Annotated in this window: 21 protein-coding genes and 1 pseudogene; 11 read left to right on the top strand and 11 right to left on the bottom strand. The window is 70.4% G+C overall.

The features are described from left to right. Positions 1-9: 9 nt before the first annotated feature. The 5 genes from ACZ58V_RS30765 to ACZ58V_RS30745 all read right to left on the bottom strand — a co-directional run bounded on the left by ACZ58V_RS30765 (position 10) and on the right by ACZ58V_RS30745 (position 5,880). Complete coding sequence (locus tag ACZ58V_RS30765) at positions 10-174, bottom strand: hypothetical protein (protein ID WP_468197907.1); 165 nt, start codon at positions 172-174, stop codon at positions 10-12. 117 nt (positions 175-291) lie between these two features. Further along, a complete protein-coding gene (locus ACZ58V_RS30760; protein WP_471294049.1) occupies positions 292-2,361 on the bottom strand; it encodes a PTS fructose transporter subunit IIABC in 2,070 nt (689 codons plus the stop codon). A 148-nt stretch (positions 2,362-2,509) separates the two neighbouring features. Further along, the gene (gene pfkB, locus ACZ58V_RS30755) at positions 2,510-3,457 is read right to left on the bottom strand and encodes a 1-phosphofructokinase (protein WP_405505926.1); all 948 of its coding nucleotides are present in this window, start codon (positions 3,455-3,457) and stop codon (positions 2,510-2,512) included. Further along, on the bottom strand, positions 3,454-4,215 hold the full coding sequence (locus ACZ58V_RS30750; protein ID WP_382829088.1) for a DeoR/GlpR family DNA-binding transcription regulator: 762 nt from the start codon (positions 4,213-4,215) through the stop codon (positions 3,454-3,456). Before ACZ58V_RS30750 ends, pfkB begins: the two co-directional genes overlap by 4 nt. A 159-nt stretch (positions 4,216-4,374) precedes the next feature. Next, positions 4,375-5,880 (bottom strand): MFS transporter, encoded by a 1,506-nt coding sequence (locus tag ACZ58V_RS30745; protein WP_471294046.1) that lies wholly within the window; start codon positions 5,878-5,880, stop codon positions 4,375-4,377. 62 nt (positions 5,881-5,942) lie between these two features. On the opposite strand from ACZ58V_RS30745, the gene ACZ58V_RS30740 reads away from it, so the two are divergent. The 3 genes from ACZ58V_RS30740 to ACZ58V_RS30730 all read left to right on the top strand — a co-directional run bounded on the left by ACZ58V_RS30740 (position 5,943) and on the right by ACZ58V_RS30730 (position 10,514). After that, positions 5,943-6,920, top strand: a complete 978-nt coding sequence (locus ACZ58V_RS30740) for a helix-turn-helix transcriptional regulator (RefSeq protein ID WP_468197921.1) — start codon at positions 5,943-5,945, stop codon at positions 6,918-6,920. Positions 6,921-7,008: 88 nt separating this feature from the next. Next, positions 7,009-8,466 (top strand): hypothetical protein, encoded by a 1,458-nt coding sequence (locus ACZ58V_RS30735; RefSeq protein ID WP_471294043.1) that lies wholly within the window; start codon positions 7,009-7,011, stop codon positions 8,464-8,466. Between the two features lie 197 nt (positions 8,467-8,663). Further along, positions 8,664-10,514, top strand: a complete 1,851-nt coding sequence (locus tag ACZ58V_RS30730) for a hypothetical protein (protein ID WP_471294041.1) — start codon at positions 8,664-8,666, stop codon at positions 10,512-10,514. Positions 10,515-10,535: 21 nt separating this feature from the next. On the opposite strand, the gene ACZ58V_RS30725 is transcribed toward ACZ58V_RS30730, so the two are convergent. Continuing rightward, positions 10,536-11,246, bottom strand: coding sequence for a TetR/AcrR family transcriptional regulator (locus ACZ58V_RS30725; protein ID WP_471294039.1), 711 nt, complete (start codon positions 11,244-11,246; stop codon positions 10,536-10,538). Between the two features lie 368 nt (positions 11,247-11,614). Next, on the bottom strand, positions 11,615-12,613 hold the full coding sequence (locus tag ACZ58V_RS30720) for a sigma-70 family RNA polymerase sigma factor (RefSeq protein ID WP_468197930.1): 999 nt from the start codon (positions 12,611-12,613) through the stop codon (positions 11,615-11,617). A 193-nt stretch (positions 12,614-12,806) separates the two neighbouring features. Between ACZ58V_RS30720 and ACZ58V_RS30715 the strand changes: the two genes are divergently transcribed. After that, complete coding sequence (locus ACZ58V_RS30715; protein ID WP_468197931.1) at positions 12,807-13,325, top strand: GNAT family N-acetyltransferase; 519 nt, start codon at positions 12,807-12,809, stop codon at positions 13,323-13,325. A gap of 38 nt (positions 13,326-13,363) precedes the next feature. On the opposite strand, the gene ACZ58V_RS30710 is transcribed toward ACZ58V_RS30715, so the two are convergent. Further along, a complete protein-coding gene (locus tag ACZ58V_RS30710; protein WP_468197933.1) occupies positions 13,364-14,149 on the bottom strand; it encodes a dioxygenase family protein in 786 nt (261 codons plus the stop codon). An 88-nt stretch (positions 14,150-14,237) separates the two neighbouring features. On the opposite strand from ACZ58V_RS30710, the gene ACZ58V_RS30705 reads away from it, so the two are divergent. Beyond that, on the top strand, positions 14,238-14,771 hold the full coding sequence (locus ACZ58V_RS30705; RefSeq protein ID WP_468197935.1) for a MarR family winged helix-turn-helix transcriptional regulator: 534 nt from the start codon (positions 14,238-14,240) through the stop codon (positions 14,769-14,771). Positions 14,772-14,860: 89 nt separating this feature from the next. Here the strand turns inward: ACZ58V_RS30705 and ACZ58V_RS30700 are convergent, their stop codons facing one another. Together ACZ58V_RS30700 and ACZ58V_RS30695 are read right to left on the bottom strand one after the other, a co-directional pair. After that, on the bottom strand, positions 14,861-16,402 hold the full coding sequence (locus ACZ58V_RS30700; protein WP_471294035.1) for an MFS transporter: 1,542 nt from the start codon (positions 16,400-16,402) through the stop codon (positions 14,861-14,863). 145 nt (positions 16,403-16,547) lie between these two features. Next, positions 16,548-17,192 (bottom strand): TetR/AcrR family transcriptional regulator, encoded by a 645-nt coding sequence (locus ACZ58V_RS30695; protein ID WP_423570428.1) that lies wholly within the window; start codon positions 17,190-17,192, stop codon positions 16,548-16,550. A gap of 458 nt (positions 17,193-17,650) precedes the next feature. Between ACZ58V_RS30695 and ACZ58V_RS30690 the strand changes: the two genes are divergently transcribed. The 3 genes from ACZ58V_RS30690 (at position 17,651) to ACZ58V_RS30680 (ending at position 22,593) form a co-directional block, all read left to right on the top strand. Continuing rightward, positions 17,651-18,895: a M6 family metalloprotease domain-containing protein gene (locus ACZ58V_RS30690; protein ID WP_471294032.1), complete on the top strand. Its 1,245-nt coding sequence runs from the start codon at positions 17,651-17,653 to the stop codon at positions 18,893-18,895. 72 nt (positions 18,896-18,967) lie between these two features. After that, positions 18,968-20,719, top strand: a complete 1,752-nt coding sequence (locus ACZ58V_RS30685) for an IclR family transcriptional regulator domain-containing protein (protein ID WP_471294030.1) — start codon at positions 18,968-18,970, stop codon at positions 20,717-20,719. 143 nt (positions 20,720-20,862) lie between these two features. Continuing rightward, a complete protein-coding gene (locus ACZ58V_RS30680; protein ID WP_471294028.1) occupies positions 20,863-22,593 on the top strand; it encodes a sensor histidine kinase in 1,731 nt (576 codons plus the stop codon). Positions 22,594-22,617: 24 nt separating this feature from the next. On the opposite strand, the gene ACZ58V_RS30675 is transcribed toward ACZ58V_RS30680, so the two are convergent. Then, the gene (locus tag ACZ58V_RS30675; RefSeq protein WP_468194570.1) at positions 22,618-23,319 is read right to left on the bottom strand and encodes a response regulator; all 702 of its coding nucleotides are present in this window, start codon (positions 23,317-23,319) and stop codon (positions 22,618-22,620) included. 248 nt (positions 23,320-23,567) lie between these two features. Here ACZ58V_RS30675 and ACZ58V_RS30670 point away from each other — a divergent pair, with 248 nt between their 5' ends. The 3 genes and pseudogenes from ACZ58V_RS30670 (at position 23,568) to ACZ58V_RS30660 (ending at position 25,383) form a co-directional block, all read left to right on the top strand. Then, a complete protein-coding gene (locus ACZ58V_RS30670; RefSeq protein WP_468194567.1) occupies positions 23,568-24,476 on the top strand; it encodes a universal stress protein in 909 nt (302 codons plus the stop codon). Between the two features lie 75 nt (positions 24,477-24,551). Further along, positions 24,552-25,070 (top strand): annotated as a pseudogene (locus tag ACZ58V_RS30665) (universal stress protein); the annotation flags it as partial. 181 nt (positions 25,071-25,251) lie between these two features. Then, positions 25,252-25,383, top strand: a complete 132-nt coding sequence (locus tag ACZ58V_RS30660; protein WP_471294025.1) for a hypothetical protein — start codon at positions 25,252-25,254, stop codon at positions 25,381-25,383. The last annotated feature ends 171 nt before the right edge of the window (positions 25,384-25,554 follow it).

Genomic DNA, 25,554 nt, shown 5'->3' with positions numbered 1-25,554 from the left:
CTCGGTCACCTAGACGCCCCGGTCGTCTCCGCCCAACTGGCGCACCAGCTCGCTGAAGGCGTCTCTCTCCTCCGTGGTCAGCTCCACGGACTCCGACCGGGGGCCTGTCTGCCGCTGTTGCGGGAGAGCGGGGAGGGAGTGACCTTCGGGCCACCCGGAGACGTGCTCAGGCATGCGTTCCAGTAGACACCACGGCCCGGGACTTCAGTCCCGGGCCGTGATTTTCGTGATCTATCTCGCAGGTGGCATGAACGGTTCACACGCCACGAAAGGGACGGACCGCGGCGGGTGTCACGCCGCCACCGGCTGCTTGCTCTCCGCCGCCGTGGCCGCGCTGCCCTCGCCGGGAGCCGCGGTGGCGCCCGGGGCCTGCTTGCGCATGCCCTTCAGGACGATCACCAGGGCGGTCGTGACGCAGACGCCCGCGGCGATGGCGACCAGGTAGAGCAGCGGGTTGCCGATCAGCGGGACCACGAAGATACCGCCGTGCGGAGCGCGCAGGGTGGCGCCGAAGGCCATCGACAGGGCACCGGTGATCGCGCCGCCCGCCATGGAGGCCGGGATGACGCGCAGCGGGTCGGCCGCGGCGAACGGGATCGCGCCCTCGGAGATGAAGGAGGCGCCGAGCACCCAGGCGGCCTTGCCGTTCTCGCGCTCGGTCGCGTTGAAGAGCTTGCCGCGCACCGTCGTGGCCAGGGCCATCGCCAGCGGAGGCACCATGCCGGCCGCCATGACCGCCGCCATGATCTTCATCGCGGAGTCGCTGGGGTCGGAGACCGCGATACCGGCCGTGGCGAAGGTGTAGGCGACCTTGTTGACGGGGCCGCCGAGGTCGAAGCACATCATCAGGCCGAGGAGGGTGCCGAGCAGGATGGCGTTGGCGCCGGACAGGCTGTTCAGCCAGTCGGTCATGCCCTTCTGTGCCTCGGCGATGGGCTTGCCGATGACGACGAACATCAGGAACCCGACGATCGCCGAGGAGATCAGCGGGATCACCACCACCGGCATGATGCCGCGCAGCGCCGCCGGGATGTTCACCTTCTGGATCGCGATCACCACGCCACCGGCGATCAGACCGGCCGCGAGGCCCCCGAGGAAACCGGCGTTGATGGTCAGGGCGATCGAGCCGCCGACGAAGCCGGGCACCAGACCGGGCCGGTCGGCCATGCCGTAGGCGATGTAGCCGGCCAGGACCGGGACGAGGAAGCCGAAGGCGACGCCGCCGATCTGGAAGAGCAGGGCCGCCCAGCTGTCGGCCTGCGTCCACAGGAAGTGGTCCATCACCGACGGGGCCTTGTTGACCTTGTAGCCGCCGATCGCGAAGCCGAGGGCGATGAGCAGACCGCCCGCCGCGACGAACGGCACCATGTAACTGACGCCGGACATCAGCCACTTGCGCAGCTTGGTGCCGTAGCCCTCGCCGGAGTCGCCGGTGCGCTCGACGGGCGTGGTGCCCGGGGAGCCGGAGGTGACCTCGCCGCGCGCGGCCTTCTCGCGGACCTCGGCGATGAGTTCGGCGGGGCGGTTGATGCCCGCCTTCACACCGACGTCGACGGTCGGCTTGCCCGCGAAGCGGTCCTTCTCCCGTACGGACACGTCGTGGGCGAAGATCACGCCGTCCGCCGCCGCGATGACCTCCGGGTCGAGCCGGGTGAAACCGGCCGAGCCCTGCGTCTCGACGGTGACCTCGACACCCGCCTCGCGGCCGGCGTTCTCCAGCGACTCCGCCGCCATGTAGGTGTGGGCGATGCCGGTGGGACAGGAGGTGACGGCGACGATGCGGAACGGGCGCTCCTCAGGAGCACCCTCGGAGTCGGCGTCGGTGACCGTGGCGGCGGCGGGAGAGGCCGCTCCCGCCGACGCCACGGTGTCTTCGGAGGCCGTCGGCTCGGACACGTCGGACGAGTCGGCGGCCTCGGGCTCGTCGCCCCGGACCAGCGCCGCCGCGGCCGTCGCGTCGCCGACCGAGCGCAGCGCGTCGGTGAACTCGGTGTTCATCAGCTGCCGGGCCAGCGACGACAGGATCGTCAGATGGGCGTCGTCGGCACCGGCCGGCGCGGCGATCAGGAAGATCAGGTCGGCGGGGCCGTCCGTCGCACCGAAGTCGATGCCGTCGGAGCTGCGCCCGAAGGCGAGCGTCGGCTCGGTGACGTGCTCGCTGCGGCAGTGCGGGATGCCGATGCCGCCGTCGAGGCCGGTCGGCATCTGGGCCTCGCGGGCGGCCACGTCGGCGAGGAAGCCGTCCAGGTCGGTCACCCGGCCCAGGGCCACCATGCGCTCGGCGAGGGCGCGCGCCGCCGCTTCCTTGGTGTCGGCGGACAGGTCGAGATCGACCAGGTCCGCGGTGATCATGTCGCTCATCGCGGGCTCCTTAGCTCGCGTATCGCCCGGTGCGTGGGGTGGGCGGGGGAAGGGACGGGGGTGCTGCGGTGGGGGGTGACGAGAGTGGCGGCGGGGAGTAACGGGGAGGCCCGCCGCTCGGTGTCCGGTTCGTGCGGCTCGAAGTACGTCATGACACCGGCTCCTTCAGCACACGGTCCGCCGGGACCTCCGCCGTGACCGTCACCGCAGCGGGGTCCAGGTCACCCGGCGTCGGCATGACGCTGCCGGGCAGCTGGACGGCCGCCGCGCCATGGGCGACCGCGGAGGCGAGGGCGTCCGGGCCGCTGCCGCCGGCGATCAGGAAGCCGGCGAGGGAGGAGTCACCGGCGCCCACATTGCTGCGGACGGCGTCCACGCGGGCGCTGCCGAACCAGGCGCCCTCGTCGGACACCAGCAGCTGCCCGTCGGCGCCGAGGCTCGCGAGCACGGCCCGGGCGCCCATCGCGCGCAGTTCCTCGGCCGCCTTCACGGCGTCGCCGACGGTGGCGAGGGGGCGGCCGACGGCTCCGGCGAGTTCCTCGGCGTTCGGCTTGACCACGTCGGGCCGTTCGCGCAGCGCCTCCAGCAGCGCGGGCCCGGAGGTGTCCAGGGCGATCCGGGCACCGGCGGCGTGCGTGCGGGCGACCAGCTCGGCGTACCAGGAGGGGGCGAGGCCGCGCGGGAGGCTGCCGCAGCAGGCGATCCAGGCGGCGTCGCCGGACTGCCGCCGTACGGTCTCCAGGAGCAGTTCCCGCTCGGCCTCGGACAGTTCCGGACCCGGTGCGTTGATCTTCGTCAGGACGCCGTCGGCCTCGGCGAGGGCGATGTTGGAGCGGGTGGCCCCGGCGACGGGTACCGGAGCGACCTCGATGCCCTGCTTGTCGAGCAGGTCGGCGACGAGCGCGCCCGGGGCGCCGCCCAGGGGCAGGACCGCGACCGTGCGCTGTCCGGCCGCGGCGACCGCGCGCGAGACGTTCACGCCCTTGCCGCCCGGGTCCATCCGCTCGCCGGTGGCGCGGATGACCTCGCCGCGGTCGAGGGACGGCACCTCGTAGGTGCGGTCCAGTGACGGGTTGGGGGTGACGGTGAGGATCATGCGCGCACTACTTCCGTGCCGCCGCGCTCGATGGCGACGGCGTCTTCGGGGCTCAGCCCGCTGTCGGTGATCAGCAGGTCCACATCGCTCAGGTCGCCGAAGCGGGCGAAGTGCTCCTGGCCGTGCTTGGAGGAGTCGGCGATCAGGACCACCCGGCGGGCGGCGGCCACGGCCGCCCGCTTCACGGCGGCCTCGGCGAGGTCGGGGGTGGTCAGACCGTGTTCGGCGGAGAAGCCGTTGGCGGCCACGAACAGCACGTCGGCGCGGATCTCGCCGTACGCCCTGAGCGCCCAGGCGTCCACGGCGGCGCGCGTACGGTGCCGCACGCGCCCTCCGATGAGGTGGAGCTGGATGCCGGGGTGATCGGCGAGTCGGGCCGCGATGGGCAGGCTGTGCGTGACGACGGTGAGGGAGGCATCCAGCGGGAGGGCGGCGGCCATCTTGGCCACCGTCGTGCCGGCGTCGAGGATCATCGTGCCCTCGCTGGGCAGTTCCGCGAGGGCCGCCTTGGCGATGCGGTCCTTCTCGTCGGCCGCCGCGGTCTCGCGCTCGGCGAGGTCCGGCTCGAAGTCGAGACGCCCGACCGGGATGGCTCCGCCGTGCACCCGGCGGACCAGGCCGGCCCGGTCGAGGGCCGTCAGATCCCGGCGGATCGTCTCCGCCGTCACCTGGAACTCCTCGGCCAGCGACACGACATCCACTCGGCCGCCGTCACGGGCGAGCCGGAGGATCTCCTGCTGCCGCTCCGGTGCGTACATGTCTGTTTCGCCTCCGCCTCGTGCCCGAACGTGTGGTTTCAGCGGGAGGCTACGCCGAGATTTCTGCGAAGTAAACAGGTTCGGGCCTAATCGGGCATGATCGGAAACAGAAACGGGCCCGGCACCCTGTGAGGTGCCGGGCCCGTACGTACCCCGCTGTCAGACCAGCGCCGGTTCCTTCCCCTCCGCCGGCAGCGCCTCACCCTCCACGTGCTGCGCCGGCCGCTTCGGCAGGGCGAACATCAGCAGGAAGATGACGGCCATCACCGCGGCCACCCAACCGAGCGCGTTCTCGAAGGCGTTGGCGAAGGCCGGGCCCACCTGATCCCGGCTCAGGTGGTCGCTGATCGAGCCGAAGAACACGACCGACACCAGCCCGAGCCCGAGCGCGTTGCCCATCTGCTGCACGGTGTTGATGAGGCCGGAGGCCGAGCCGGAGTGCTCGCGCGGCACCTCGGAGAGGATCGCGTCGGTCAGCGGCGCGACGATCAGGCCCATCCCGACGCCCATCACGACCAGGGGGAGAGCCATCTGCCAGGAGGAGATGGCGAGGCCGTAGTGCCCGGACTCCCAGATGTAGAGCAGCACCCCGGCCGCCATCACCAGCGCGCCCCCCTGGAGCACCTTGCGCCCGAAGCGCGGGACCAGCTTCTGCACCGACATCCCGGCGGCCACGGACACCGCGATCGAGAACGGCACCCCGGTCAGCCCGGCCTTGAGCGGGCTCCAGCCCAGCCCGAACTGCATGTACAGCGTCCACACCAGGAAGAAGATGCCGAGCGCGACTCCGAAGACCGTCTGTACGGCGATCCCGGCCGCGAAGCTCTTGACCCGGAACAGCGACAGCTCGACCAGCGGGGAGCCGTCCCGTGCGCTCTTGCGCCTCTCGAACGCCACCAGCGCCGCGAGGACGACGAGCGAACCGGCCATCGAGACGTACCCCCACAGCGGCCAGCCCAGCTCGCGGCCGCGGATGAGCGGGTAGAGCAGCATCAGCAGACCCAGCGTCACGAGCGCGACACCCACCAGGTCCAGCTTGAGGGCCTTCGGCGCCTTGGACTCGGTGATGAACCGGCTGCCGAGGATCAGGCCCGCGACACCCACGGGCAGGTTGATCAGGAAGATCGAACGCCACTCCCACCCGAACAGGTTCCACTCGGTCAGCAGCGCGCCGAGCAGCGGACCGGACACGGCCCCGAGCCCGACCACCGCGCCGAACAGCCCGAAGACCTTGCCCCGTTCGTGCGCCGGGAAGGTCGCGTGCACGATCGACAGCACCTGCGGCACCATCAGCGCCGCCATACCGCCCTGCAGGAACCGCGAGGCCACCAGCATCTCCGGGTTCACCGCGAGCCCGCACAGCGCGGAGGCGACGGTGAAGCCGCCGATGCCGACGAGGAAGATCCGCTTGCGGCCGTGGATGTCCCCGAGCCGTCCGCCGGTGATCAGCCCGGCGGCGAAGGCCAGGGCGTATCCGGCGGTGATCCACTGGATCTCGCTGAAGGACGCGCCCGCCTCCCGCTGGATCGACGGTATGGCGATGTTGACGATCGTGACGTCGACGAGGTCCATGAAAGCCGCGGTCATCACGATCGCGAGGGCGAACCAGCGGCGGCGATCGGTGCCGCCGCCCGTGGAGCCGGGGGTGGTGTCGGTGGAGGTCATGCTTCGAAACTAGGGGGTCACTAGGTCAGATCATGACCTAGTGGTGCGGCATCCTCGTCGGTATGACGACGGACACACCGGCCCGGCTGCTCGCGCTCCTCTCGCTCCTCCAGACGCCCCGCGAATGGCCCGGCGGCGAGCTCGCCGACCGGCTCCGGGTCTCCCGCCGCACGGTCCGGCGGGACATCGACCGGCTGCGCGAACTGGGCTATCCCGTGCAGGCGACCAAGGGGTCCGACGGCGGCTACCGGCTGGTGGCCGGCAAGGCCATGCCGCCGCTCGTGCTCGACGACGAGGAGGCCGTGGCCATCGCGGTCGGGCTCCGCGCCGGGGCGGGCCACGCGGTGGAGGGCCTCGACGAGGCGTCGGTACGGGCGCTGGCCAAGCTGGAGCAGGTGCTGCCGGGCCGGCTGCGCCACCGCGTGACCACCCTGCAGGCCGCGACCATGCCGCTGACCAGCGGGGACGGCCCCAGCATCGCACCCGAGACGCTGACCGTGATGGCCTCGACGGTGGCCGGGCACGAGCGGCTGCGGTTCTCCTACCGGGCCGCCGACGGCACCGAGTCGCGACGCCTGACAGAGCCGTACCGGCTGGTCTCGACGGGCCGCCGCTGGTACCTGGTGGCGTACGACATCGACCGCGACGACTGGCGTACGTTCCGCGTCGACCGGGTGAGCGAACCGTTCGCCACGGGGGCCCGGTTCGTACCGCGCGAGCTGCCGACCGGGAGCGCTGCGGAATTCCTGCGGCAGTCGATGCAACGGCAGCAGCGGACCTACGACTTCGAGGTCACCTTCGCCGCACCGGCCGAGTTCGTCGCCGCCCGGCTGCCGAACTGGCTGGGGGCGCCCGAGCCGTTGGACGACAGCACCTGCCGGCTGCGGGGGTCCACAGGGGACCATGTGCAGTGGGTGGCGTTCCGGCTGGCGATGCTGGAGTGCGACTTCGTGGTGCATGCGCCGGAGGAGCTCGTGAGGGGCGTACGGGAGATGGGGGCCCGGTTGAGCAGGGCGGCGGGGGAACGGGGCGCGACGTGAAGCGCCCGTTACCGGGGCGGCCGCACCGAACGGCCGGATGGAGCAAGCCCGGCTGCACGTTGTCCGTTCACCATCAAGGCTGGCCCTCATGGAGAAGACTCCCAGGGTGATCGTGGAGCCGCCGGACAGCAGGGGCCTTCGCGCAGTCAGCGTGGGTGGCACGACGGTGGGCAGTGCCTGGTCCCCGAGGGATCTGCGCAGGGTTCTCCGCAGACTCGGTTGCCCGGAGGACATCGATCTGGATGACCGGAGAGTCATGGTCTGGCGCGGGGCCGGCAGCGAGACATGGCCCGACCTCACGTGGCGAAGACGCACGGTCACGGCACTCATGATGGCGGGACTCGTCCTGTCCATGGGCCTGCTCACCGCCGTCGGAACACCGGACGCCATGGGGGCACTGACTTTCGCGCAGCGCATCACGGGGTTCCTCTTCATCCTGTCCGGCGCGGTGCAGGGCCTCGCGGCGCTGGCGGCCCTCGACCATGAGGGAAAACGGCAGGTCAGGTACTCCGGGGCCGTGGTACTGGTCGGGGCGCTGATCGCCTTCATCACAGAGAGCATTTTCCTGTTCACCTGGCTCCAGGAAAGAGAACCGACGCTCTATCTACCCGTGTACCTGCTGCTCTTCGCGTGGTCACTTTGGGCACTCTGGCGACTTTTCCAGGAGCAGGTTTGGAGAGTCATTCCCCATCCCAAGGGGTTTGCGACCGGGGTGGCCCTGTCCGGCCTTCTGGCCGCCACGAACTTCGCATACTCCGCCGTCTACCAGCCCACATCCGCTCCCTTCTATGTCACTCTCACGGCAAAGTTCGGAACCCCTCACACCGACCCCGCCCGCCCGTTCATTCATGTGCCTCTCACGTTCCAGGTGGAGAACACCGGAAAAGTTCCGGCATACATCATCATCGATAAATACCTGGTGTACGGGCGCTCAGCCGACTACTCGAAGGACGACGGAGAGCTAAGGGGCTGGAAGAAGGCTCTGGAAAATGAATCCGACGCAGAGCTCCACGTCGCCGAAACAGACAGCAAGACGCTGAGCGCCGGACAGTTCGCTGGACCGGGCTACTGGCTTCATCCGGGAGAGGAGCACGTCAAGGAAAAAGTAATACAGGTCCCCAGGAGCGTTGAATACGATCTCCTGGAAGCGACCTTGGGCGTGGTGGCTATGCGGATGGATCGCGGGAAGATCAATCTCCTGCAACTACAGCAGGCGCACCCCTCCTGGCACAAGAAGGAGGGGCGATTCTACTGCTCAGAATGCGGCGAGATGATCATCCATCAAGGGGTAGTGCGCCACAACAACAACATCATCAATGTCACCCGCAAACCCCGGTACGTGACCGTACTCTGGTACGGCACAGGGGAGGATTTCAATTACTCGTACGCCATCTCCTCCTACAAATTCAACGGCAGAGAAAAGCCTGATCTGAAAGAATTGAGTAGGGAAATCGCGAGAGAAGAGGACCGGTACGGCGTGGAGTCGCGCTCGACTTCGACCAGAGTATCCGTCGCGGCATTGATGGCGTCGTTGCAGTCGTTGTAGCGGGCCGGGCTGCCGAGTTGCACGAGAGCACAAATGAGCCGAAAATAGCTATAAGTGGTTGTTGTGTCTGCAGGGGCAAATTCCGCACGTCCCACAGTGCATCTGGATGCGCCATGGCCCGAAACATTCGACGACGAGTCTCCCGTTCCAAGGGCTGCACGTACTGTCTGGTTGCGGCACTCTCGCTTTCGGGAGGCGTGGCCGGCGCCACAGCGACGGGAGTCTTCGGCCAAGCCGCGGCCGTGAAGCCGGCCCAGACCCCCAGCCCACCCCCGGAGCCGGGCACACCGGATTCCGGCACGCCGACCGGGCCCGATACGACGCCGACCGGACCCAGTACGGCGCCCGAGCCCAGCTCGCCGTCGGAGCCCGGGACGACGGGATCCGACAAGCAGACCGGGCCGAGCGAGCCGACCGACTCCGGCGAAGCAAGCGACTCCGGCGAAGCGAGCGACTCCGGCACCGCGTCGAAGCCCTCGTCATCGGCCGCCTCCTCGGAAGAAATGAAGCGTCTGGAGCGGCGCACGGCGGCGTTGAAGGTGCCCGAGGAGGTCAGGGAGCAGGTCGAGAAGGAGCTTGCCGGGTTGCTGAGGATGAGCAGGAATCCAGATATCCCGCCCGGCGAGCGGGCCGCCTGCGCGAGGATCGTGTCTCGGCTGACCGACGCGTTGGGGACGCTCCAGGATCCCAAGACACCCCGCAAGCAGCGGATCGCCTACACCCACATCGTGGACAGGGCGACCGAAACGCTGGGCGTGATCCAGGATCCCAGGACGCCCAAGAAGGATCGGTCCGCCTACACGAGAATCGTGGACGGGACGGTCGGAACGCTGGCTGCGACCCAGGATCCCAAGAGGTCCCGCGAGGAGCGGTCCACCTACATGGAGGTCGCTGACGAGGTGGCCGAACGCTACGGGCTGTTCGCGGCCCCGGAAACCGCAGAGGGCTCGGGCTCGGGCGCTCCACCAGCGGCGGACGGCCCGGCCCGTCGGTACTTCTACCTCAAGAGCACGGAGCAGGACGTCAATACGCTGACTCACGCTCGCAGCCGGCCGACATCGCAGGATGATCGCAAGCGGCTTGTACGGGGCATGCAGACCTTGGGGACAACCCATCAAATTCTTCGCGACCAGACCCTTTCGAAGGGGCTGCGGGCACAGCTCGAGGAGAACGTGGAGCAGCTGAGCGAAGCTCTGCTGAAGTCCTACGACCGTTCGGCATCCCGCGACGACCGGGACAAGGCGAAGGGCACGGCAGATGACTTCATCAACAAGCTCGGCGACGACAACGACAAGCACGCGGACAAGCCTCTGCTGGAGATCAGGGACACACCCTTGAACCCTGCGGTCGCCCCGGGAGAGTTCCAGTCCTTCACCATCAAGGTGACCAATCACGGGGATGACGACGTCACCGATGTGACGGTGAAGGGCAAGTTCGCGTCGGCCTCGGGCGGTGCCGAGGGAGGCGTCATCCGCCCCGTGTTGCACGCCCAGCTGATGAGGGATTCGGGTGACAAGACCGACTGTGACCTCACAGCGGGGAACACCGCGGTGAACTGCCCCACGGGCGGTGACACCAAGATCGTGCCGGAGGAGACGGTCACGGTCGCCATCCGTGCGGTGGTGAAGGCGTCGCAGGTGCCTTACGGGGAGAAGGAGAACGTCACCCATGTGAAGTACGAGGAAGGTGCGGAACAGGCCAGCGCCAAGTTCGCCGTCGTCAGGTCTCCGAAGCTGTCCGAGCAGGATCTCGAAGACGAACTGCAGGCCACCCGGCAATGCACCGCGCACTTCGAGTCGTCCGGCGTCTCGAGGAAAGCTCTGACCGTCTTCACCGAGGTGATGGGTGAGGAACTCGGGCAGAGGGCGTCTCCCGCTCAGGCCAGCGCCGAGGGTTACAAGGCCGCTCTCCGCAGAGCGGGACCCGACGAAGCGGTGACGCTCGCGGACATACGCATGTTCGACGTGTCTCTTCGCGACGCCGCGAAGGCCTTCAAGTCGGGAGAGAACTGCTACGGATTCGTCGACAAGGCCCTGTCGGAGGAGTGACCGTACGTCCGGTCAACGGCGTCACCGTCCCTCGTCGAGCCTTCGGCTGTCCCAGGGGAAATCCCGCAGCACCCCCAGATTCCGCAACGCCGCTTCCGCCGGCGTCTCCGGCCCGTCCAGCCCGTCCGCGGAGACGTCTCCGGACGCCCAGCCCTCCATCGCCACACGTACGGCGGCACTCGCGACCGCGGCGGCGAAGCGCAGGTGTGCGGGTACGGCAACGTTGTCGGGGTCGGTTGTCGAGCCATCCCCCGCAGGACCGGCATCGGCCAGCCGCGCGGCGAGCACCTCCCCCAGCATCCGTTCCGACGTCTGGCACACCTCCGCCCACACCCGGCGCAGGGACGGATTCGCCTCGGCGAGGCGCAGGAGTGTGCGCACCCACTCCCAGGAGGACGCCGAGACGCCGACGCCCGGGGTCAGGGTGTGGCGGACGCCCTGTTCCAGGGCCTGGAGCACGCTCGCGTCGGCCGGAGCGGCGCGTACCGCCGCCACCCAGCGCTGGGCGCCGGCCGCGTAGAGCGGGGCGACGGCCTCTTCTTTGGTGGCGAAGTACCGGTAGAAGGTGCGCGGGGCGATACCGGCGGCCTGGGCGATGTCCTCCGCGCGGGTGGCGCGCAGGCCGTGCCGGACGAAGAGGCCCGCCGCCGCCCGGGCGATCTCCATCCGCGTCTCGGCCTTCCGCCGCGCGGTCAGCGAGGCCTGAGGCGGGGTCGGGGTGGTGCTGCTCACGCCCGGCAGGGTATGCCCATGTGACACAATCTGCCATCTGGCGGGCCACCCCGTGGTTCAGGTACGGGGTGCCCCGCCCTCCCAGCACCGCGCGCGAGGCGCCGGCAGGAAAAGAGCCGGACCCCGGCGCCCGGGGGGAGGGGCGCCGAGGCCCGGCCTTGGGAGAGTCCCGGCGCCGGGGGGAGTGCGACGGGACTTGGTTCTTGGGGGCCGAGGGGGTGTGGGCCCCGGGCCCGAACTGGTGGACCCGGAAGTCTTGTTCCCCGAGTCCTTCGGGTTAAGCGGCGATACAACGCCATGTTTGCGCGGTCTTTCGCCACCCGGCGTACGCGGTGTCACGCATCACGCAGCCGGGTGCGAACCGGACGTCACGCCGCCGCGTCGAAACCGGTGCTGCGCGCCAGCTTCTTCAGCTCCAGCAGCGCGTGCTTCTCGATCTGCCGGATGCGCTCGCGGGTCAGTCCGTGTTCCTTGCCGACCTCGGTCAGGGTGCGCTCCCGGCCGTCCTCTATGCCGTAGCGCATCTTGATGATGGAGGCCGTGCGCTGGTCGAGGCGGCCGATGAGGTCGTCGAGCTCCTCACTGCGCAGCAGCGTGAGCACCGACTGCTCGGGCGACACCGCCGAGGTGTCCTCCAGGAGGTCGCCGAACTGGGTCTCGCCCTCGTCGTCCACCGACATGTTCAGCGAGACCGGGTCGCGGGCCCAGTCGAGCACGTCGGTGACGCGCTCCGGCGTCGAGGCCAGCTCGGCGGCGATCTCCGCGGGCTCCGGGTCCCGGCCGTGCTCGCGGTTGAACTCGCGCTGCACACGGCGGATCCGGCCGAGCTCCTCCACGAGGTGGACGGGCAGGCGGATCGTACGGGACTGGTCGGCTATCGAGCGGGTGATGGCCTGGCGGATCCACCACGTCGCGTACGTGGAGAACTTGAAGCCCTTGCGGTAGTCGAACTTCTCGACCGCGCGCACCAGGCCGGCGTTGCCCTCCTGGATCAGGTCCAGCAGCGGCAGACCGCTGCGGGGGTAGCGGCGGGCGACGGCGACGACCAGGCGGAGGTTGGAGCGGATGAAGATGTCCTTGGCCCGCTCCGCGTCGGCTATCAGGGCCTCGAGTTCGTCACGGGTGGCGTCGGCCTTGGTGTCCTCGAACCCTTCGAGGACCTGCCGCGCGAACACACCCGCCTCGATGACCTGCGACAGCTCGACCTCCTTGGCGGCGTCGAGCAGTGGTGTGCGCGCTATTTCGTCGAGATACATGCCGACCAGGTCGCGGTCGGCGATCTCGCCGCCATGGGCGCGAACACTGCTTGCCGCGTCGGCCGTCTCGCCGGTGGCGGACTTACGACGGGCGACGGCACGGGTTGCCATGCGTGCTCCCTTGCGATGGTGAGGTCAGCGGGCGGTCCTTCGGACGCTGGACTCCGTCTCCGGGACTCTCCGGACTCTCCTCGGGTGCCCTGCATCCGATGGAAACAACGACTGGAATCAGGACAGAATTCCCAACCCGCCCCACGATTTTCCTGATCATGCAGTACCCTGTCCGGCCACCTAGGGAGGCACGATGCTGTCAGAACATACAGAGGTGCAGGTCAGGCCGGGAGTCGAGGCCGACCTCGAAGCTCTCACAGCCCTCTACAACCACTATGTACGTGAGACGGCGATCACATTCGATACCGCGATCTTCACTCCGGAAGAGCGCCGCCCTTGGCTGCTCTCCCATCCAGTAGACGGCCCGCATCGCCTGATGGTTGCCACGGGCACCAACTCACAGGAAATTCTGGGCTACGCCACATCAAGCCCTTTCCGGCAGAAGCCCGCTTATGCCACCTCGGTGGAGACGACCGTGTACGTCGCCCCGCACGCCGGCCGCCGCGGCATCGGCACTCTCCTGTACGAGGCCCTCTTCAAGGCCCTGTCCGGCGAGGACCTGCACCGCGCCTACGCCGGCATCAGCCAGCCGAACGAGGCGTCCGGCCGGCTGCACGAGCGCTGCGGATTCCAGTACGTCGGCACGTACCGGGAGGTCGGCCGCAAGTTCGGCCGCTACTGGGACGTGGCCTGGTACGAGAAGCCGCTCTGACACCCGGAGCGCGGACCCCGGGCTCGTCGAGGTCGATTTCAGCCGAACTGCACGGACCGCTTGGCCAGCCCCATCCAGAACCCGTCGATCACCGACTTCTGCACGTCCAGCTCACCGGCCGCGTCGGCGGCGCCCATGGTCACGAACAGCGGGGCGAAGTGCTCGGTGCGCGGGTGGGCGAGCTGCCCAGCGGGCGACGTGTGGAGGAAGTCCAGCAGGGCGTCCACGTCCCGTGCCTCCAGCGCCCGCCGGCCCCAGTCGTCGAACTCCGCCGACCAGCCGGGGATGCCGCCCTGCCGGAGCGCGGCCAGGTTGTGCGTGAAGAAGCCGGAGCCGACGATCAGCACGCCCTCGTCCCGCAGCGGGGCGAGCTTGCGGCCGATCTCCATGAGCCTGACCGGGTCGAGCGTCGGCATGGAGACCTGGAGGACGGGGATGTCGGCCTCCGGGTACATCTCGACCAGCGGGACGTACGCGCCGTGGTCGAGGCCGCGGTCGGGGACGTCCTGGACGGGCACACCGGGGGCGCGCAGCAGCTTTCGTACCGACTCGGCGAGCTCCGGTGCGCCGGGAGCCTGGTACCTCACCCGGTAGTAGTGCTCGGGGAAGCCCCAGAAGTCGTAGACGAGGGGGACGGTCTCGGTGGCGCCGAGGGCGAGCGGGGCCTCCTCCCAGTGGGCGGAGACCATCAGGATCGCCTTGGGGCGCGGCAGTCCGGCGGACCAGGCGGCCAGTTCACCGGGCCAGACCGGGTCGTCGGCCAGCGGCGGGGCGCCGTGACTGAGGTACAGAGCGGGCATGCGCTCCTGGGTGGCGGCGGACATGCTGCGACTCCCTCCAGAATGGTTCCCTGACAAAACTGTACGGGCCATTTGTTTAATCTTCAAGGAGGGGCCACGTAGAGTGGAACACATGAAGGCACCCGCATCCGCACCGACACCAGGCCCAGGCCAGGAGCCCCCGGAACCGCGCTGGCTCACCGACGAGGAGCAGCGCGTCTGGCGCTCGTTCATGGAGGGCGTCACCCTCCTCGACGACCATCTCGACCGTCAGCTCCAGCGCGACGCGGGCATGCCGCACGTCTACTACGGCCTTCTGGTCAAGCTCGCCGACGCACCCCTGAGGCGGCTGCGGATGACCGAGCTCGCCATGCTGGCGAAGATCACCCGCTCCCGCCTCTCGCACGCCATCGCGCGCCTGGAGAAGAACGGCTGGGTGCGCCGCGAGGACTGCCCCGACGACAAGCGGGGCCAGTTCGCCGTACTCACGGAGGAGGGCTTCGAGGTGCTGCGGCAGACCGCCCCGGGCCATGTGGAGGCGGTACGGCAGGCGGTCTTCGACCGGCTCTCCCCGGAACAGCAGAAGTCCCTCGGCGAGATCATGAGGATCGTCGCCGAGGGACTTCAGCCGACCGAAGCGGGTGCGGACCTGCCCTGGCTCCGCTGAGCCGGGGCAGGTCCTGGAATCCATAGGTACGAGGCGTCCCCTTCCTCGTGCCTACGGGTGGCCCGAAGGGGTTGTTGCGGGGGCCGCCGTCAGTGGGCGACGACCGGGATCTGCACCTCGTCCGCCGCGTCCGCGTCCGAGCCGGTCACCGTGGTGCTGCCGGGCCGGCCGGCGTTGACGAAGGTCAGGGCGATCGCGGCGGCCACGACGAGGATGCCGACGGCGAACCAGATGGCGCTCGTGTAGCCCTCGACCATGCCCTCCAGCTGGACCAGCTGCTGCTGGGACCGGCTGGTCGCCCCCACGATGTGGTCGGCGATGTACGACGTCGTCGCCGAGGCGGCGATGGTGTTCAGCAGGGCGGTACCGATGGCGCCGCCCACCTGCTGCGAGGTGTTGACCATCGCGGAGGCGACACCGGAGTCCCGGGGCTCGACGCCCTGGGTGGCCAGGGACATGGCCGGCATGAACGCCGTACCCATGCCGAGCCCGAGCAGCAGCATCGCCGGCAGCAGCAGGGCCGCGTACGAGGAGCCGATCTCCAGCTGGGTCAGCAGCAGCATGCCGAGCGCGGCGACCAGGAAGCCGGGGCCCATCAGCAGGCGCGGCGCGACCCGGGTCATCAGACGGGTGCCGATCTGGGTCGAGCCCGTGATCATGCCCGCGATCATCGGCAGGAAGGCGAACCCGGTCTTGACCGGCGAGTAGCCCTTCACGATCTGCAGGTAGTAGGTCAGGAAGAGGAACAGGCCGAACATCGCGATGATCGCGAGACCGAGGGAGAGGTAGATCCCGCCGCGGTTGCGCTCGGTGATCACGCGCAGCGGCAGCAGCGGGGCCTTGACCTTGGACTCGACGAGCACGAAGGACGCCAGCAGCACGGCCGAGGCGACGAACATGCCGACAGTCACGGAGTCGCTCCAGCCGTCCGACTCGGCGCGGGTGAAGCCGTAGACCAGGGCGACCAGGCCGAGGGTGGACAGGATCACGCCGGGGATGTCGAGCGAGGAGCGGTTGCGGCCGCCCTCCGGCTCACGGATGACGAAGTAGGCACCGGCCGCGGCGACGATGGCGAACGGGATGTTCACGAAGAACGTCCAGCGCCAGTCCAGGTACTCGGTGAGGAAGCCGCCCAGGATCAGACCGACGGCACCGCCGCCACCGGCGATCGCGCCGTAGATGCCGAACGCCTTGGCGCGCTCCTTGGCGTCCGTGAACATCACGGCGAGCAGGGAGAGCGCGGCGGGCGCGAGCAGGGCTCCGAAGACGCCCTGCAGGGCGCGGGCGCCGAACATCATCGCCTCGTTGGTGGCAGCGCCGCCGAGCGCGGAGGCCGCGGCGAAGCCGCCGAGCCCGACGACGAACGCCCACTTGCGGCCCCACAGGTCGGCTATCCGGCCGCCGAACAGGAGCAGACCGCCGAAGGCCAGGGCGTAGGCCGTGACGACCCACTGCCGGTTGCCGTCGGAGATGCCCAGGTCCTGCTGGGCGGAGGGCAGGGCGATGTTCACGATGGTGGCGTCCAGGACGACCATCAGTTGGGCGAGCGCGATGAAGACGAGCGCTTTCCAGCGGCCGGCGTCCGGTTCTCTGGCCGGTGTGCCGAGTGCCTTTGAGGCTGTTTCAGACATGGGGGTACCCACTTCGGGACTTCGTGACGGAAAGTGATGTCGAAAGTGACGTCAGGGACGCCGAGAGACAGCGGATCGTCCACGGGGACGGCCGCAGGGACTGTCGTCTTGGCTACAGACGGATGGGACGCGCTGAACTAATCGGTCAGGGCTGGCGCAGATCCTCCAGGGTCACGGCCGTGCCCGGCAGAACGGAGCGAGCGGGCGCCCGCAGCCCGTCCAGGAACAGCTGAAGATGGCGGTGGACGAAGGGGTCGGCACGGAAGCAGTCCGTCCCGGCCGGGGGCCGGCTGAGCTGGGCCACGGCGATCATGACGTCTCCGACGCCCACGTCGGAGCGGAGCTGCCCGGCCGCCCTGGCACGGTCCATGACCTCGGCGACCTGGCTCTCGACCCGTTCGCGCGCGGCTTCGAGATCCGGGTGGTGCTTGTCGAACGTGCTGGAGACCATCGGGCACAGCGCGCTGATCCGCTCGTCGGCGGCGGCGTGCACGAAGCGCTCCAGCGCCTCGAACGCGTCGCCGGTCTCGGCGAGCGCGAGCTCGGCCGCGGCGGCCGTACGGTCCATGACGGAGCAGACGACCTCGCGGACCAGCGCGTCGCGGTCCGGGAAGTTGCGGTACACCGTGGCGTTGCCCACGCCGGCCCTGCGGGCGATCTCGTCGAGCGGCACCTCGGGGCCGTGCTCGACGAACATCTCCCGGGCGGCGGTGACGATCCGCTCCCGGTTGCGCAGGGCGTCGGCGCGAGGCCGGGGCGCCTTGCGCTGTTCGGGGGTGGCGGTCTGCACGGCGTACTCCTGGATGGGTGAGGTGTGCGGTGTTCGCGATCCGGGGAGCGCGTCCCCGTTTCGCTCTGACACATGGCTAAACGGGGAGTGGGTCCCCGGTATTTCCCGTAGCCGGGATTTTTTCTTTGTGACCTGGATCACAAGTGCTCTGGGGGGGCGCGTGGCGCTACTGATGGGAAACCCACGATCGGTCTCCTCCAACGCGCGCCCCCATCCGCCGCAACGCAGGGTGAGCGAAAGGGTGCAGCCGGAGACCGGCGGCTGCCGTGGCGCGGGAGGTCCCCTGCATGCAGCCGCAGCCTCAGCGACCCCGGCCGGGTGCGGCGGGGTCGCTCGGCCCAGGCCGTACGCACCATTCCGGGTCGGGCCGTACGGGGTCGGCCGGCTCGGGCCGTACGCAGCCGCCCCGCTGTCGGATACCCCGGCCGCCCCGCAGCCGTCTGGCCGCCCTGGCCTGCGTGACCGCCCTGACCTTCTCGGTCAGCACCTCGGCCGGCACGGGCCACCTCACCCCCGGCGCCACGGCGGCGGGAGCCGGACCGATCTCCCTGGCCCGTACCTCCTCCCACGGCCCCTGCCTGATCCGCGGTGCCCGCGAGGTCCAGATGTCCGAGGGCATCCCCACCTCCGACGGCTACACCCGTTCCACCGGCACCGTCCGCGCCCTCACTCTGATGATCGACTTCTCCGACGCCCCCGGTGACGGCGACGCCCTGGACCGCTTCCGGGAGTTCTTCCCGCAGACCCGCGAGTGGTTCCGCACCAGTTCCTACGGCCGCCTCGACTACCGCCCCGAGACCCCGGTCCCGGGGTGGCTGCGGATGCCGAAGTCCTTCCGCGAGTACGGCATAGAGCGTGGCGCCCCCTTCGACCCCGGCTACCGCGCGCTGGTCCAGGATCTCGTGGCCGCGGCCGACCCCAAGGTGGACTTCCGCGCGTACGACCTGGTCAACGTGCTGGTCACCCCGAACGCCGGCCCGTCCGCCCTGGACACGGTCCTGTCCGTCACCTTCGCCGGCAACCCCGAGGCCCCGACAGCCGACGGCACCCCCGTGGCCAACGCCTCGTTCGTCTACTCCCGCCAGGACGACGGTTCCGGCTCCTACGACCGCAACGGCTACCGCGTACTCCCCCACGAGAACGGCCACGTCTTCGGCCTGCCCGACCTGTACACCGCCGAGGGCGGGGGCGCGGTGGGCCACTGGGACATCATGAGCGAGGACTGGGGCGCCAACAACGACTTCCTCGGCTGGCACAAGTGGAAGCTGGGCTGGCTCGACGCGGCCCAGGTGCACTGCGTGGCGACCCCCGGCACCTCGGAGTACACCCTGACCCCGCTGGCCCGCGCCGGCGGCTCCAAGCTGGTCGTCCTCCCCCTGGACAGCGGAACCGGCTACGCCGTGGAACTGCGCACCCGCGCGGGCAACGACGAGACGGTGTGCCGCCCGGGCGTCCTGATCTACAAGGTCGACGCGGAGGTGGACACGGGCATGGGCCCGGTCACGGTGTACGACTCCCGCCGCGACAGCGGCGGCTGCACCCGCGCGCCGAACGTCCACGCGGAACTGTCGGACGCGCCGTTCACGCCCGGGGAGACGTTCCGGGATGCGCGCGAGGGAGTGGAGATCGAGGTGGCGGGGATCGATCTGGGGGGAGGAGGCGGAGGTGAGGGCGGGTATCGCGTGCGGGTGACGAGGGGGTAGCGACGCCAGGGGGAACGCGTCCCGGACTCCGGATTACCGTAGGCCTGCCGCGACCGCCGTACCGGAGAGCCGATGCCAGCGAAGCCCATGAACGACGACCCCGAGGGGTCCGCCCCCTCGGCCGACGAGAACGGGGGGTCGGTGAACGAGGGCGGGACGCCGGCCGAGGCGGACGGGCACGCTGCCGATGCGGGTGGGGCACCTGCCCGGGGGACGGGCGCGTCCAGGGGTTCGACCACACCGGACGAGGCGGTCACGCCGCTGATACGCGGCATCGCGGTACTGCGGGAACTGACCGAGGCGGACGGCACGCTGAGCCTGAGCGGCCTCGAACGGGCCACCCGCCTCGCCCGCTCCACGGTCGACCGCATCACGGCCACGCTCGCCCGCATGGGCTACGTCCGCGTGGACGGCAGGGACGTACACCTCGCTCCCCGGCTGATGGAACTGGGCAACGCCTACCTCGCCGCCCTGCGCCTCCCCGCCCTGCTCGCTTCTCGGGCGGACGCCCTGGCCGACGAACTGGACGAGTCGGTCTCCCTGGCGGTCGCCGACCGCGACGGCATCCGCTTCATCCACCAGGCCACCCGCCGCCGAGCGATGTCCCTGAGCTTCCGCATCGGCGACCTGCTCCCCGCCGAACGCACCGCCCCCGGCCCCCTGTTCGCAACGGAGTGGACGGCCACCGACTGGCAACGCTGGCGCGAACGCCGGGCGGCGGACCCGAGGGACCTCTCCTTCACGGCCGTACCACCCCGCAAGTACGGAGCGGACGCGAGAGACGACGAGATGTTCGTGGGCCGCACGCAGGAGGCGGCCGCGAACGGCTGGGCCTTGGACGACCAGCTGATCGAACCGGGCCTGGTGGCGGTCTCGGTACCGGTCCGCTCCCCCCACACGGCCGGCGACCACCGGCCGCCGGCGTGCGTGGCCAGCGTGGTCAGCCACACGAGCCGCCACACGGCACACAGCCTGCGCACCACCCTGCTGCCGAGACTGCGGGCGGCGGTCACGCGGATGGAGCAGGAGCTGGACCGCACCCCACCCCCGCCCCCCGGCAGGTCACCGTCCGACCTGGCGCTCTGGACGGGCGCGTCGAAACAGCGACTCGGCCGCGACTTCATCGAATCCCTGGCGCGGGGCCTGACGGTCCTCACGGCCTTCGGCGACGGCAGGCCGGAGCTGACGCTCACCCAGGTGGCCCAGGCAACGGGCCTGGCCCGGGCGACGGCCCGCCGCGCACTGATCACCTACGAACACCTGGACCTGGTGACGCAGACGGACGACCGCACCTTCGCCCTGACCCCCCGGGTCCTCTCCCTGGGCTTCCCGCCCCTCTCCCGCACGACTCTCCCCGACATCGCCCACCCCCACCTCGCCGACCTGACGTCCCGCACCCACGAGTCGACGTCCTTGGCGGTGCTCTCCGACTCGGGCGAGGAGATCCAGTTCACGGCGAGGGTGGCGACGGGCCGGGTGATGAGCGTGAACATCACGCTGGGCACCCGCCTGCCGGCGTACGCGACGGCTCTGGGCCGAGTCCTCCTGTCGGACAGGGCCACCACGGACACCCTGACCGCGATCCGCTCCCAGGGCTACGCCCTGGTGGACGAGGAACTGGAAGAGGGCCTCCGCTCCATCGCGGTCCCGATCCGCGACCGTTCCGGAAGAGTCGTGTCCGCCCTGAACACCGCGATGCACGCAAGCCGCCACAGCCTCCGGGAGTGCGTGACGGACCTCCTCCCCGAACTGACGACCACAGCCACCCGCATCGAGTCCGACCTCCACACCGCCGCCCGCTTCGCCCACGTCCCCCTGACCTGACCCCCACGGTTCGCGCCGGCCGGCCTTCGGGCCCCGTGCCACAGGGGAGGCGGAAGCCCGTCCGACCAGGGCACGACGCACTATCGTGAGGGAAGGAAGGCGCCTGATCCGGGTGCGTCCGCGTGAGCCGGTCGGAGGCGACGATGAGCGGGGAACGGCCCGGTCGATCCGAGCAGCACCTGCCCAAGCTGCGGCTGGACGAACTGCTGGACGAGCTGCAGGCGCGGATCGACGCGGCGCGGGGTGCCCAGGATCGTGTGCACAGCCTGCTGGAGGCGGTGCTTTCCGTCGGCCGGGAGCTGGATCTGCCCCAGGTGCTCCGGCATATCGTCGAGGCGGCCGTGGTGCTCGTGGACGCCGAGTACGGGGCCCTGGGAGTCATCGGCGACGACCTCATGCTCTCCGAGTTCCACACCGTCGGTATCAGCGACGAGCGGCGGGCCCGGATCGGGGACCTGCCCAGCGGGCACGGCATCCTGGGCGAGCTGATCCGGCACCCCGAGCCGCTGCGGCTGACGGAGATCTCCGAGCACCCGGCCTCGTACGGCTTCCCGTCGCACCACCCTCCGATGCACTCCTTCCTCGGCGTGCCCATCCGGGTACGTGACCGGGTGTTCGGCAACCTCTACCTCACGGAGAAGCGCAGCGCGGAGGAGTTCGACGCCGAGGACGAGTCGGTGCTCGCCACCCTCGCGGTGGCGGCGGGCGTGGCCATCGAGAACGCCCGCCTGTACGAGGAGACGCGGCTGCGCGAGCGGTGGCTGGGGGCGAGTTCCGAGGTCACGCGGGCCCTGCTGTCGGGCGCTCCGAGCATGGACGTCCTCGAACTGATCGTGGAGCAGGCGCGTCAGATCGCCGACGCCGATGCCGGGCTGATCGCCGAGCGAGTGCCCGAGGAGAACGCACTGCGGCCGCTGCTCGCCGTCGGGCTGGACGCCGAGCGGCGCAGCGGTCTGGTGATGTCCGGCAAGGACGGATTCGTGGCCGCCGTTCTCACCACGGCGGAGCCGGCGGTGAGCGCCGACATCCGGGAGGACCAGCGGACCAGCGGGGACGCGGCGCAGTGGGTCGGGCTCGGACCCGTGGTCGGTGTTCCGCTGGAGGCCGGGGGCAAGGCCCGCGGTGTGTTGCTGCTGGGGCGCGCGGCGGGACGTACGCCGTTCACGGACGCCGACACGCGCCCCCTGCTCGGGTTCGCCGGGCAGGCGGCACTGGCACTGGAGCTGGCCGAGCGGCGCCGGGACGCCGAGCAGATCGCGCTGCTGCGGGACCGTGACCGCATCGCCCGCGACCTGCACGATCTCGCCATCCAGCGACTGTTCGCGGCGGGGATGACGCTACAGAGCGCCCAGCGTTTCATCGACCATCCGGAGGCTGTGGAACGGTTGTCGCGGACGGTGGACGATCTGGACGAGACCATCAAGATCATCCGGTCCACGATCTTCGGGCTGCGGACGCACGGCGGGGCGAGGGAGGGCAGCGGCCTGCGTGGCCGGGTCTCGGACGCGGTGACGGCGGCGGCCTCGTCTCTGGGCTTCGCTCCCGCGGTGCGTGTCGAGGGGCTGGTCGACACGGAGGTACCGGGCGACGTCGCCGATCACACGCTCGCGGTGCTCGGCGAGGCGCTGAGCAACGTGGCCCGGCACTCCGGGGCCCGCTCCGTGGACGTGCACCTGAGGTGTGCCCAGGGCGAGTTGACGCTGACGGTGACCGATGACGGCTGCGGGATACCGGAAGGTGCCGTACGCAGCGGCCTGCGGAACATGGAGGAGCGGGCCGTCGCCCTCGGCGGCGACCTCCGGCTCGGTGAGCGCCCGGAAGGTGGCGGCGCGCGGGTGGTGTGGCGGGTGCCGGTGCGGTCGGCCCGAGGATGACTGTGGCTCGTCGGTGGCCCCGGCTCAGTGTGACGGGTGCTCGCTCGTCACAGGACGCTCCAACTGCGATGCGAGGACCGCGGCCTGAACCCGTCGCTGGACGCCGAGCTTGGCCAGGAGCCGGGAGATGTGGTTCTTGACGGTCTTCTCGGACAGGTAGAGCCTCTTGCCGATCTCGCGGTTGGTGAGCCCGTCCCCGATCAGGGCGAGAATCTCCCGCTCGCGCGGCGACAGGCTCGCCAGCTCGGGTGCGATGGCCGGTTCCTCGGACGGGTCGGCGCGCAGCGAGCGCATCAGCCGGGCCGTGGTTTCCGGGTCCAGCATGGACCGCCCGGAGGCGACCGTGCGAACCGCCGAGATCAGGTCGGAGCCCTTGATCTGCTTGAGGACATAGCCGGACGCCCCGGCCATGATCGCGTCGAGCAGAGCCTCCTCGTCGTCGAACGAGGTCAGCATCAGAGCGGCCAGACCGGGCATCCTGCTGCGCAGTTCGCGGCAGACGGTGATGCCGTCGCCGTCCGGCAGGCGTACGTCGAGGACGGCGACGTCGGGGCGGAGCGCCGGGCCGCGGGCGAGCGCGTGCGCGGCGTTCTCGGCGTCCCCGACCACCGAGATGTCGGGTTCGGCGTCCAGCAGGTCGGCCAGGCCGCGGCGCACGACCTCGTGGTCGTCGAGCAGGAAGACCCGGATCGGGTGCTCTTCGCTGAAGGTGCGCGGCTCGGTCATCTCGACCCCTCGTCGGCCGGAAGGGCGGACTGCGGACCGCCCGTGACCACGATCATTACGTGCGGAGGCCGGATGCACTAGGGCCGACCGGCCCAAGGCATGTCGTGGGACGGAGTACCGCCCGCGCCTGCCGCCTCCACCGTGCGGTAGGGCCCTTCGGCCGCGGCACGGGACCTGTGGCCCCTTCACCGCGACGGCCGGTGGAGGGGACGCTCGAAGCAAGAGCTTCTACTCCGGAGGTGGAGACCATGTCCCGCACCATCACCGTGGGTCTGGACGGCTCGCCCGAGAGCCGCGCCGCCGCCGAGTGGGCTGCCCGTGAGGCGGCGCAGCGCCGCCTGCCGGTGAAACTCCTTCACGTGTGGGAGCCGGCGCCGGAGCCCATCGCGCAGGCCCCGCAGCTGGGTGTCGAGACCCAGCAGGACTGGGGCGAGGAGATTCCCCGCGAATCCGCGGAAGGGCTCGGTCTGCGTCACCCCGGCGTCGAGGTGACCTCCGAGCACCTGGTCGGCCACCCCAGCAAGGTGCTGGGCGATGCCGCCAGGGAGGCCGAACTGCTCGTCCTGGGATCGCGCGGTCTGAGCGGCATCGGCGGGTTCCTGGTGGGTTCGGTCGGCCTGGCCGTGGTGGCGCGTGCCGAGCGGCCCGTGGTCCTGGTCCGGGCCGGTGAGCAGGCGGCCGACGAACACGAGAGGGATCCGGCGGGCATCCCGTCGGCCGCGACGCGGTACCGGCCGGTCGTGGTCGGCATCGACACCGACCACCTCGACGCGTCGGTGATCGACTTCGCCTTCGACGCGGCCGCCCGGCGCGGGACCGCCCTACGGGCCGTGCACGGATGGCAACTGCCCTCGTGGTTCGTCTACGGCCGAGGCTCCGGCGACGTGTACCGGTATGACCAGGTCGTCCGTTCGCAAGCCACCGCGCTCACCGACGCGCTGCGCCTGTGGAGGGACAAGTACCCCTCCGTCGAGGTGGTCGAAGCGTCCCACTCGGGCAGCGCGGCGGCGCAGCTGATCGACGCCTCTCGCCAGGCATCGCTGGTCGTGGTGGGACGGCGGATCCGCCGCAGCCCGTTCGGGACGCACATCGGTTCCGTGACGCATGCCGTGCTGCACCACGCCGCCGCCCCCGTCGCCGTCGTTCCGCACCACTGACGCGTCACCGACCCAGCAGCATGCCGACGGCAGTCGCCGCCCGTTCCGAGTACCCGCCGAGGAGGGATCAGGGCGATGAATCTGCCCGTCATCGTCGGCGGGGACGGCTCCGAGTCCAGTCTGCGGGCGGTGGACTGGGCGACCGACGAGGCCGCGCTGCGCGGGGTACCGCTGCGCGTGTGGTGTACGCGTCCTTGTGGGACCGCTACGAACACGCCGTCTTCGCCGCGGGGCCGGGAAGGACGGAGCAGATCCTCACCGATGTGCTCGTGGTGGCGCCGCCGCACCGCGCACGAGACCGCCGACCACCCGCTGCTCGCCGGTGAACCCGCCCATGCGCACGAGCAGAGCGCCGTCGACGCCCTGGAAACCGGGCTCCACGCACCGGCCGAGGAGTACCCGGCTGCCGAGGTGCGCCGCCGGGCCGTCGAAGGCACCACCCGCACCGTACTGCTCGACGCCTCAGCCGATGCCGCCCTCCTCGTGGTCGGCGCCAGACGTCCCCACGGCCGCATCGGACTCCGGATCGGCCGCGTCACGCACGCCGTTCTGCACCACGCGGCCTGCCCGGTCGCGGTCGTCCCCGAACGAGGTCGCGGTCGTCCCCGAACGGGGTCGCGGTCGTCCCCGAACGGGCCTGACCGCATCGCGGCCGCGGCCCTCGACGCAGCGGGCCATAGGGCCGATCGGCCCCCGGCCGACCCCGGACAGCCCATGCGGCCTCTCCTCGATCCGCCGGATGCTCGAAGCGTCGAGAGGCTCGGAGGAGACCACGATGACGCCCGACGTGCTCGACCGGCCCCCGGTCCACGCGCTGCTCAGGGACGGCACGACCGTGTGCATACGCGCCGTGCGGCAAGAGGACCGCGAGCGGTTGCGGGACCTCCACGAGGAGATGTCCCCCTAGAACCTGCGCCTGCGGTTCTTCGCCGCGAGCCGCCGATCCGCCGCCCTGGCCGCCGCCCTGGCCTGCGCGCCGGCCCGCCCGGGCCACCAGGCCCTGCTCGCCGAGGCGCAGGACCGGGTGCTCGGTCTCGCCGAGTACGACACCGGAGGCGAGGCGGACACGGCCGAGATA

The organism is Streptomyces sp. NPDC040589 (assembly GCF_055594445.1).
This window is presented reverse-complemented; position numbering and strand designations above follow the sequence as displayed.

Bases quoted from the DNA above. Each gene is read 5' to 3' on its own strand.
- ACZ58V_RS30715 (WP_468197931.1), top strand. From the start codon at position 12,807: ATGCTGTCAGAACATACAGAGGTGCAGGTCAGGCCGGGAGTCGAGGCC.
- ACZ58V_RS30685 (WP_471294030.1), top strand. From the start codon at position 18,968: ATGCCAGCGAAGCCCATGAACGACGACCCCGAGGGGTCCGCCCCCTCG.
- ACZ58V_RS30720 (WP_468197930.1), bottom strand. From the start codon at position 12,613: ATGGCAACCCGTGCCGTCGCCCGTCGTAAGTCCGCCACCGGCGAGACG.
- ACZ58V_RS30670 (WP_468194567.1), top strand. From the start codon at position 23,568: ATGTCCCGCACCATCACCGTGGGTCTGGACGGCTCGCCCGAGAGCCGC.
- ACZ58V_RS30750 (WP_382829088.1), bottom strand. From the start codon at position 4,215: ATGTACGCACCGGAGCGGCAGCAGGAGATCCTCCGGCTCGCCCGTGAC.
- ACZ58V_RS30745 (WP_471294046.1), bottom strand. From the start codon at position 5,880: ATGACCTCCACCGACACCACCCCCGGCTCCACGGGCGGCGGCACCGAT.
- ACZ58V_RS30760 (WP_471294049.1), bottom strand. From the start codon at position 2,361: ATGAGCGACATGATCACCGCGGACCTGGTCGATCTCGACCTGTCCGCC.
- ACZ58V_RS30705 (WP_468197935.1), top strand. From the start codon at position 14,238: ATGAAGGCACCCGCATCCGCACCGACACCAGGCCCAGGCCAGGAGCCC.
- ACZ58V_RS30675 (WP_468194570.1), bottom strand. From the start codon at position 23,319: ATGACCGAGCCGCGCACCTTCAGCGAAGAGCACCCGATCCGGGTCTTC.
- ACZ58V_RS30735 (WP_471294043.1), top strand. From the start codon at position 7,009: ATGGAGAAGACTCCCAGGGTGATCGTGGAGCCGCCGGACAGCAGGGGC.
- pfkB (WP_405505926.1), bottom strand. From the start codon at position 3,457: ATGATCCTCACCGTCACCCCCAACCCGTCACTGGACCGCACCTACGAG.
- ACZ58V_RS30700 (WP_471294035.1), bottom strand. From the start codon at position 16,402: ATGTCTGAAACAGCCTCAAAGGCACTCGGCACACCGGCCAGAGAACCG.
- ACZ58V_RS30680 (WP_471294028.1), top strand. From the start codon at position 20,863: ATGAGCGGGGAACGGCCCGGTCGATCCGAGCAGCACCTGCCCAAGCTG.
- ACZ58V_RS30765 (WP_468197907.1), bottom strand. From the start codon at position 174: ATGCCTGAGCACGTCTCCGGGTGGCCCGAAGGTCACTCCCTCCCCGCT.
- ACZ58V_RS30710 (WP_468197933.1), bottom strand. From the start codon at position 14,149: ATGTCCGCCGCCACCCAGGAGCGCATGCCCGCTCTGTACCTCAGTCAC.
- ACZ58V_RS30660 (WP_471294025.1), top strand. From the start codon at position 25,252: ATGACGCCCGACGTGCTCGACCGGCCCCCGGTCCACGCGCTGCTCAGG.
- ACZ58V_RS30740 (WP_468197921.1), top strand. From the start codon at position 5,943: ATGACGACGGACACACCGGCCCGGCTGCTCGCGCTCCTCTCGCTCCTC.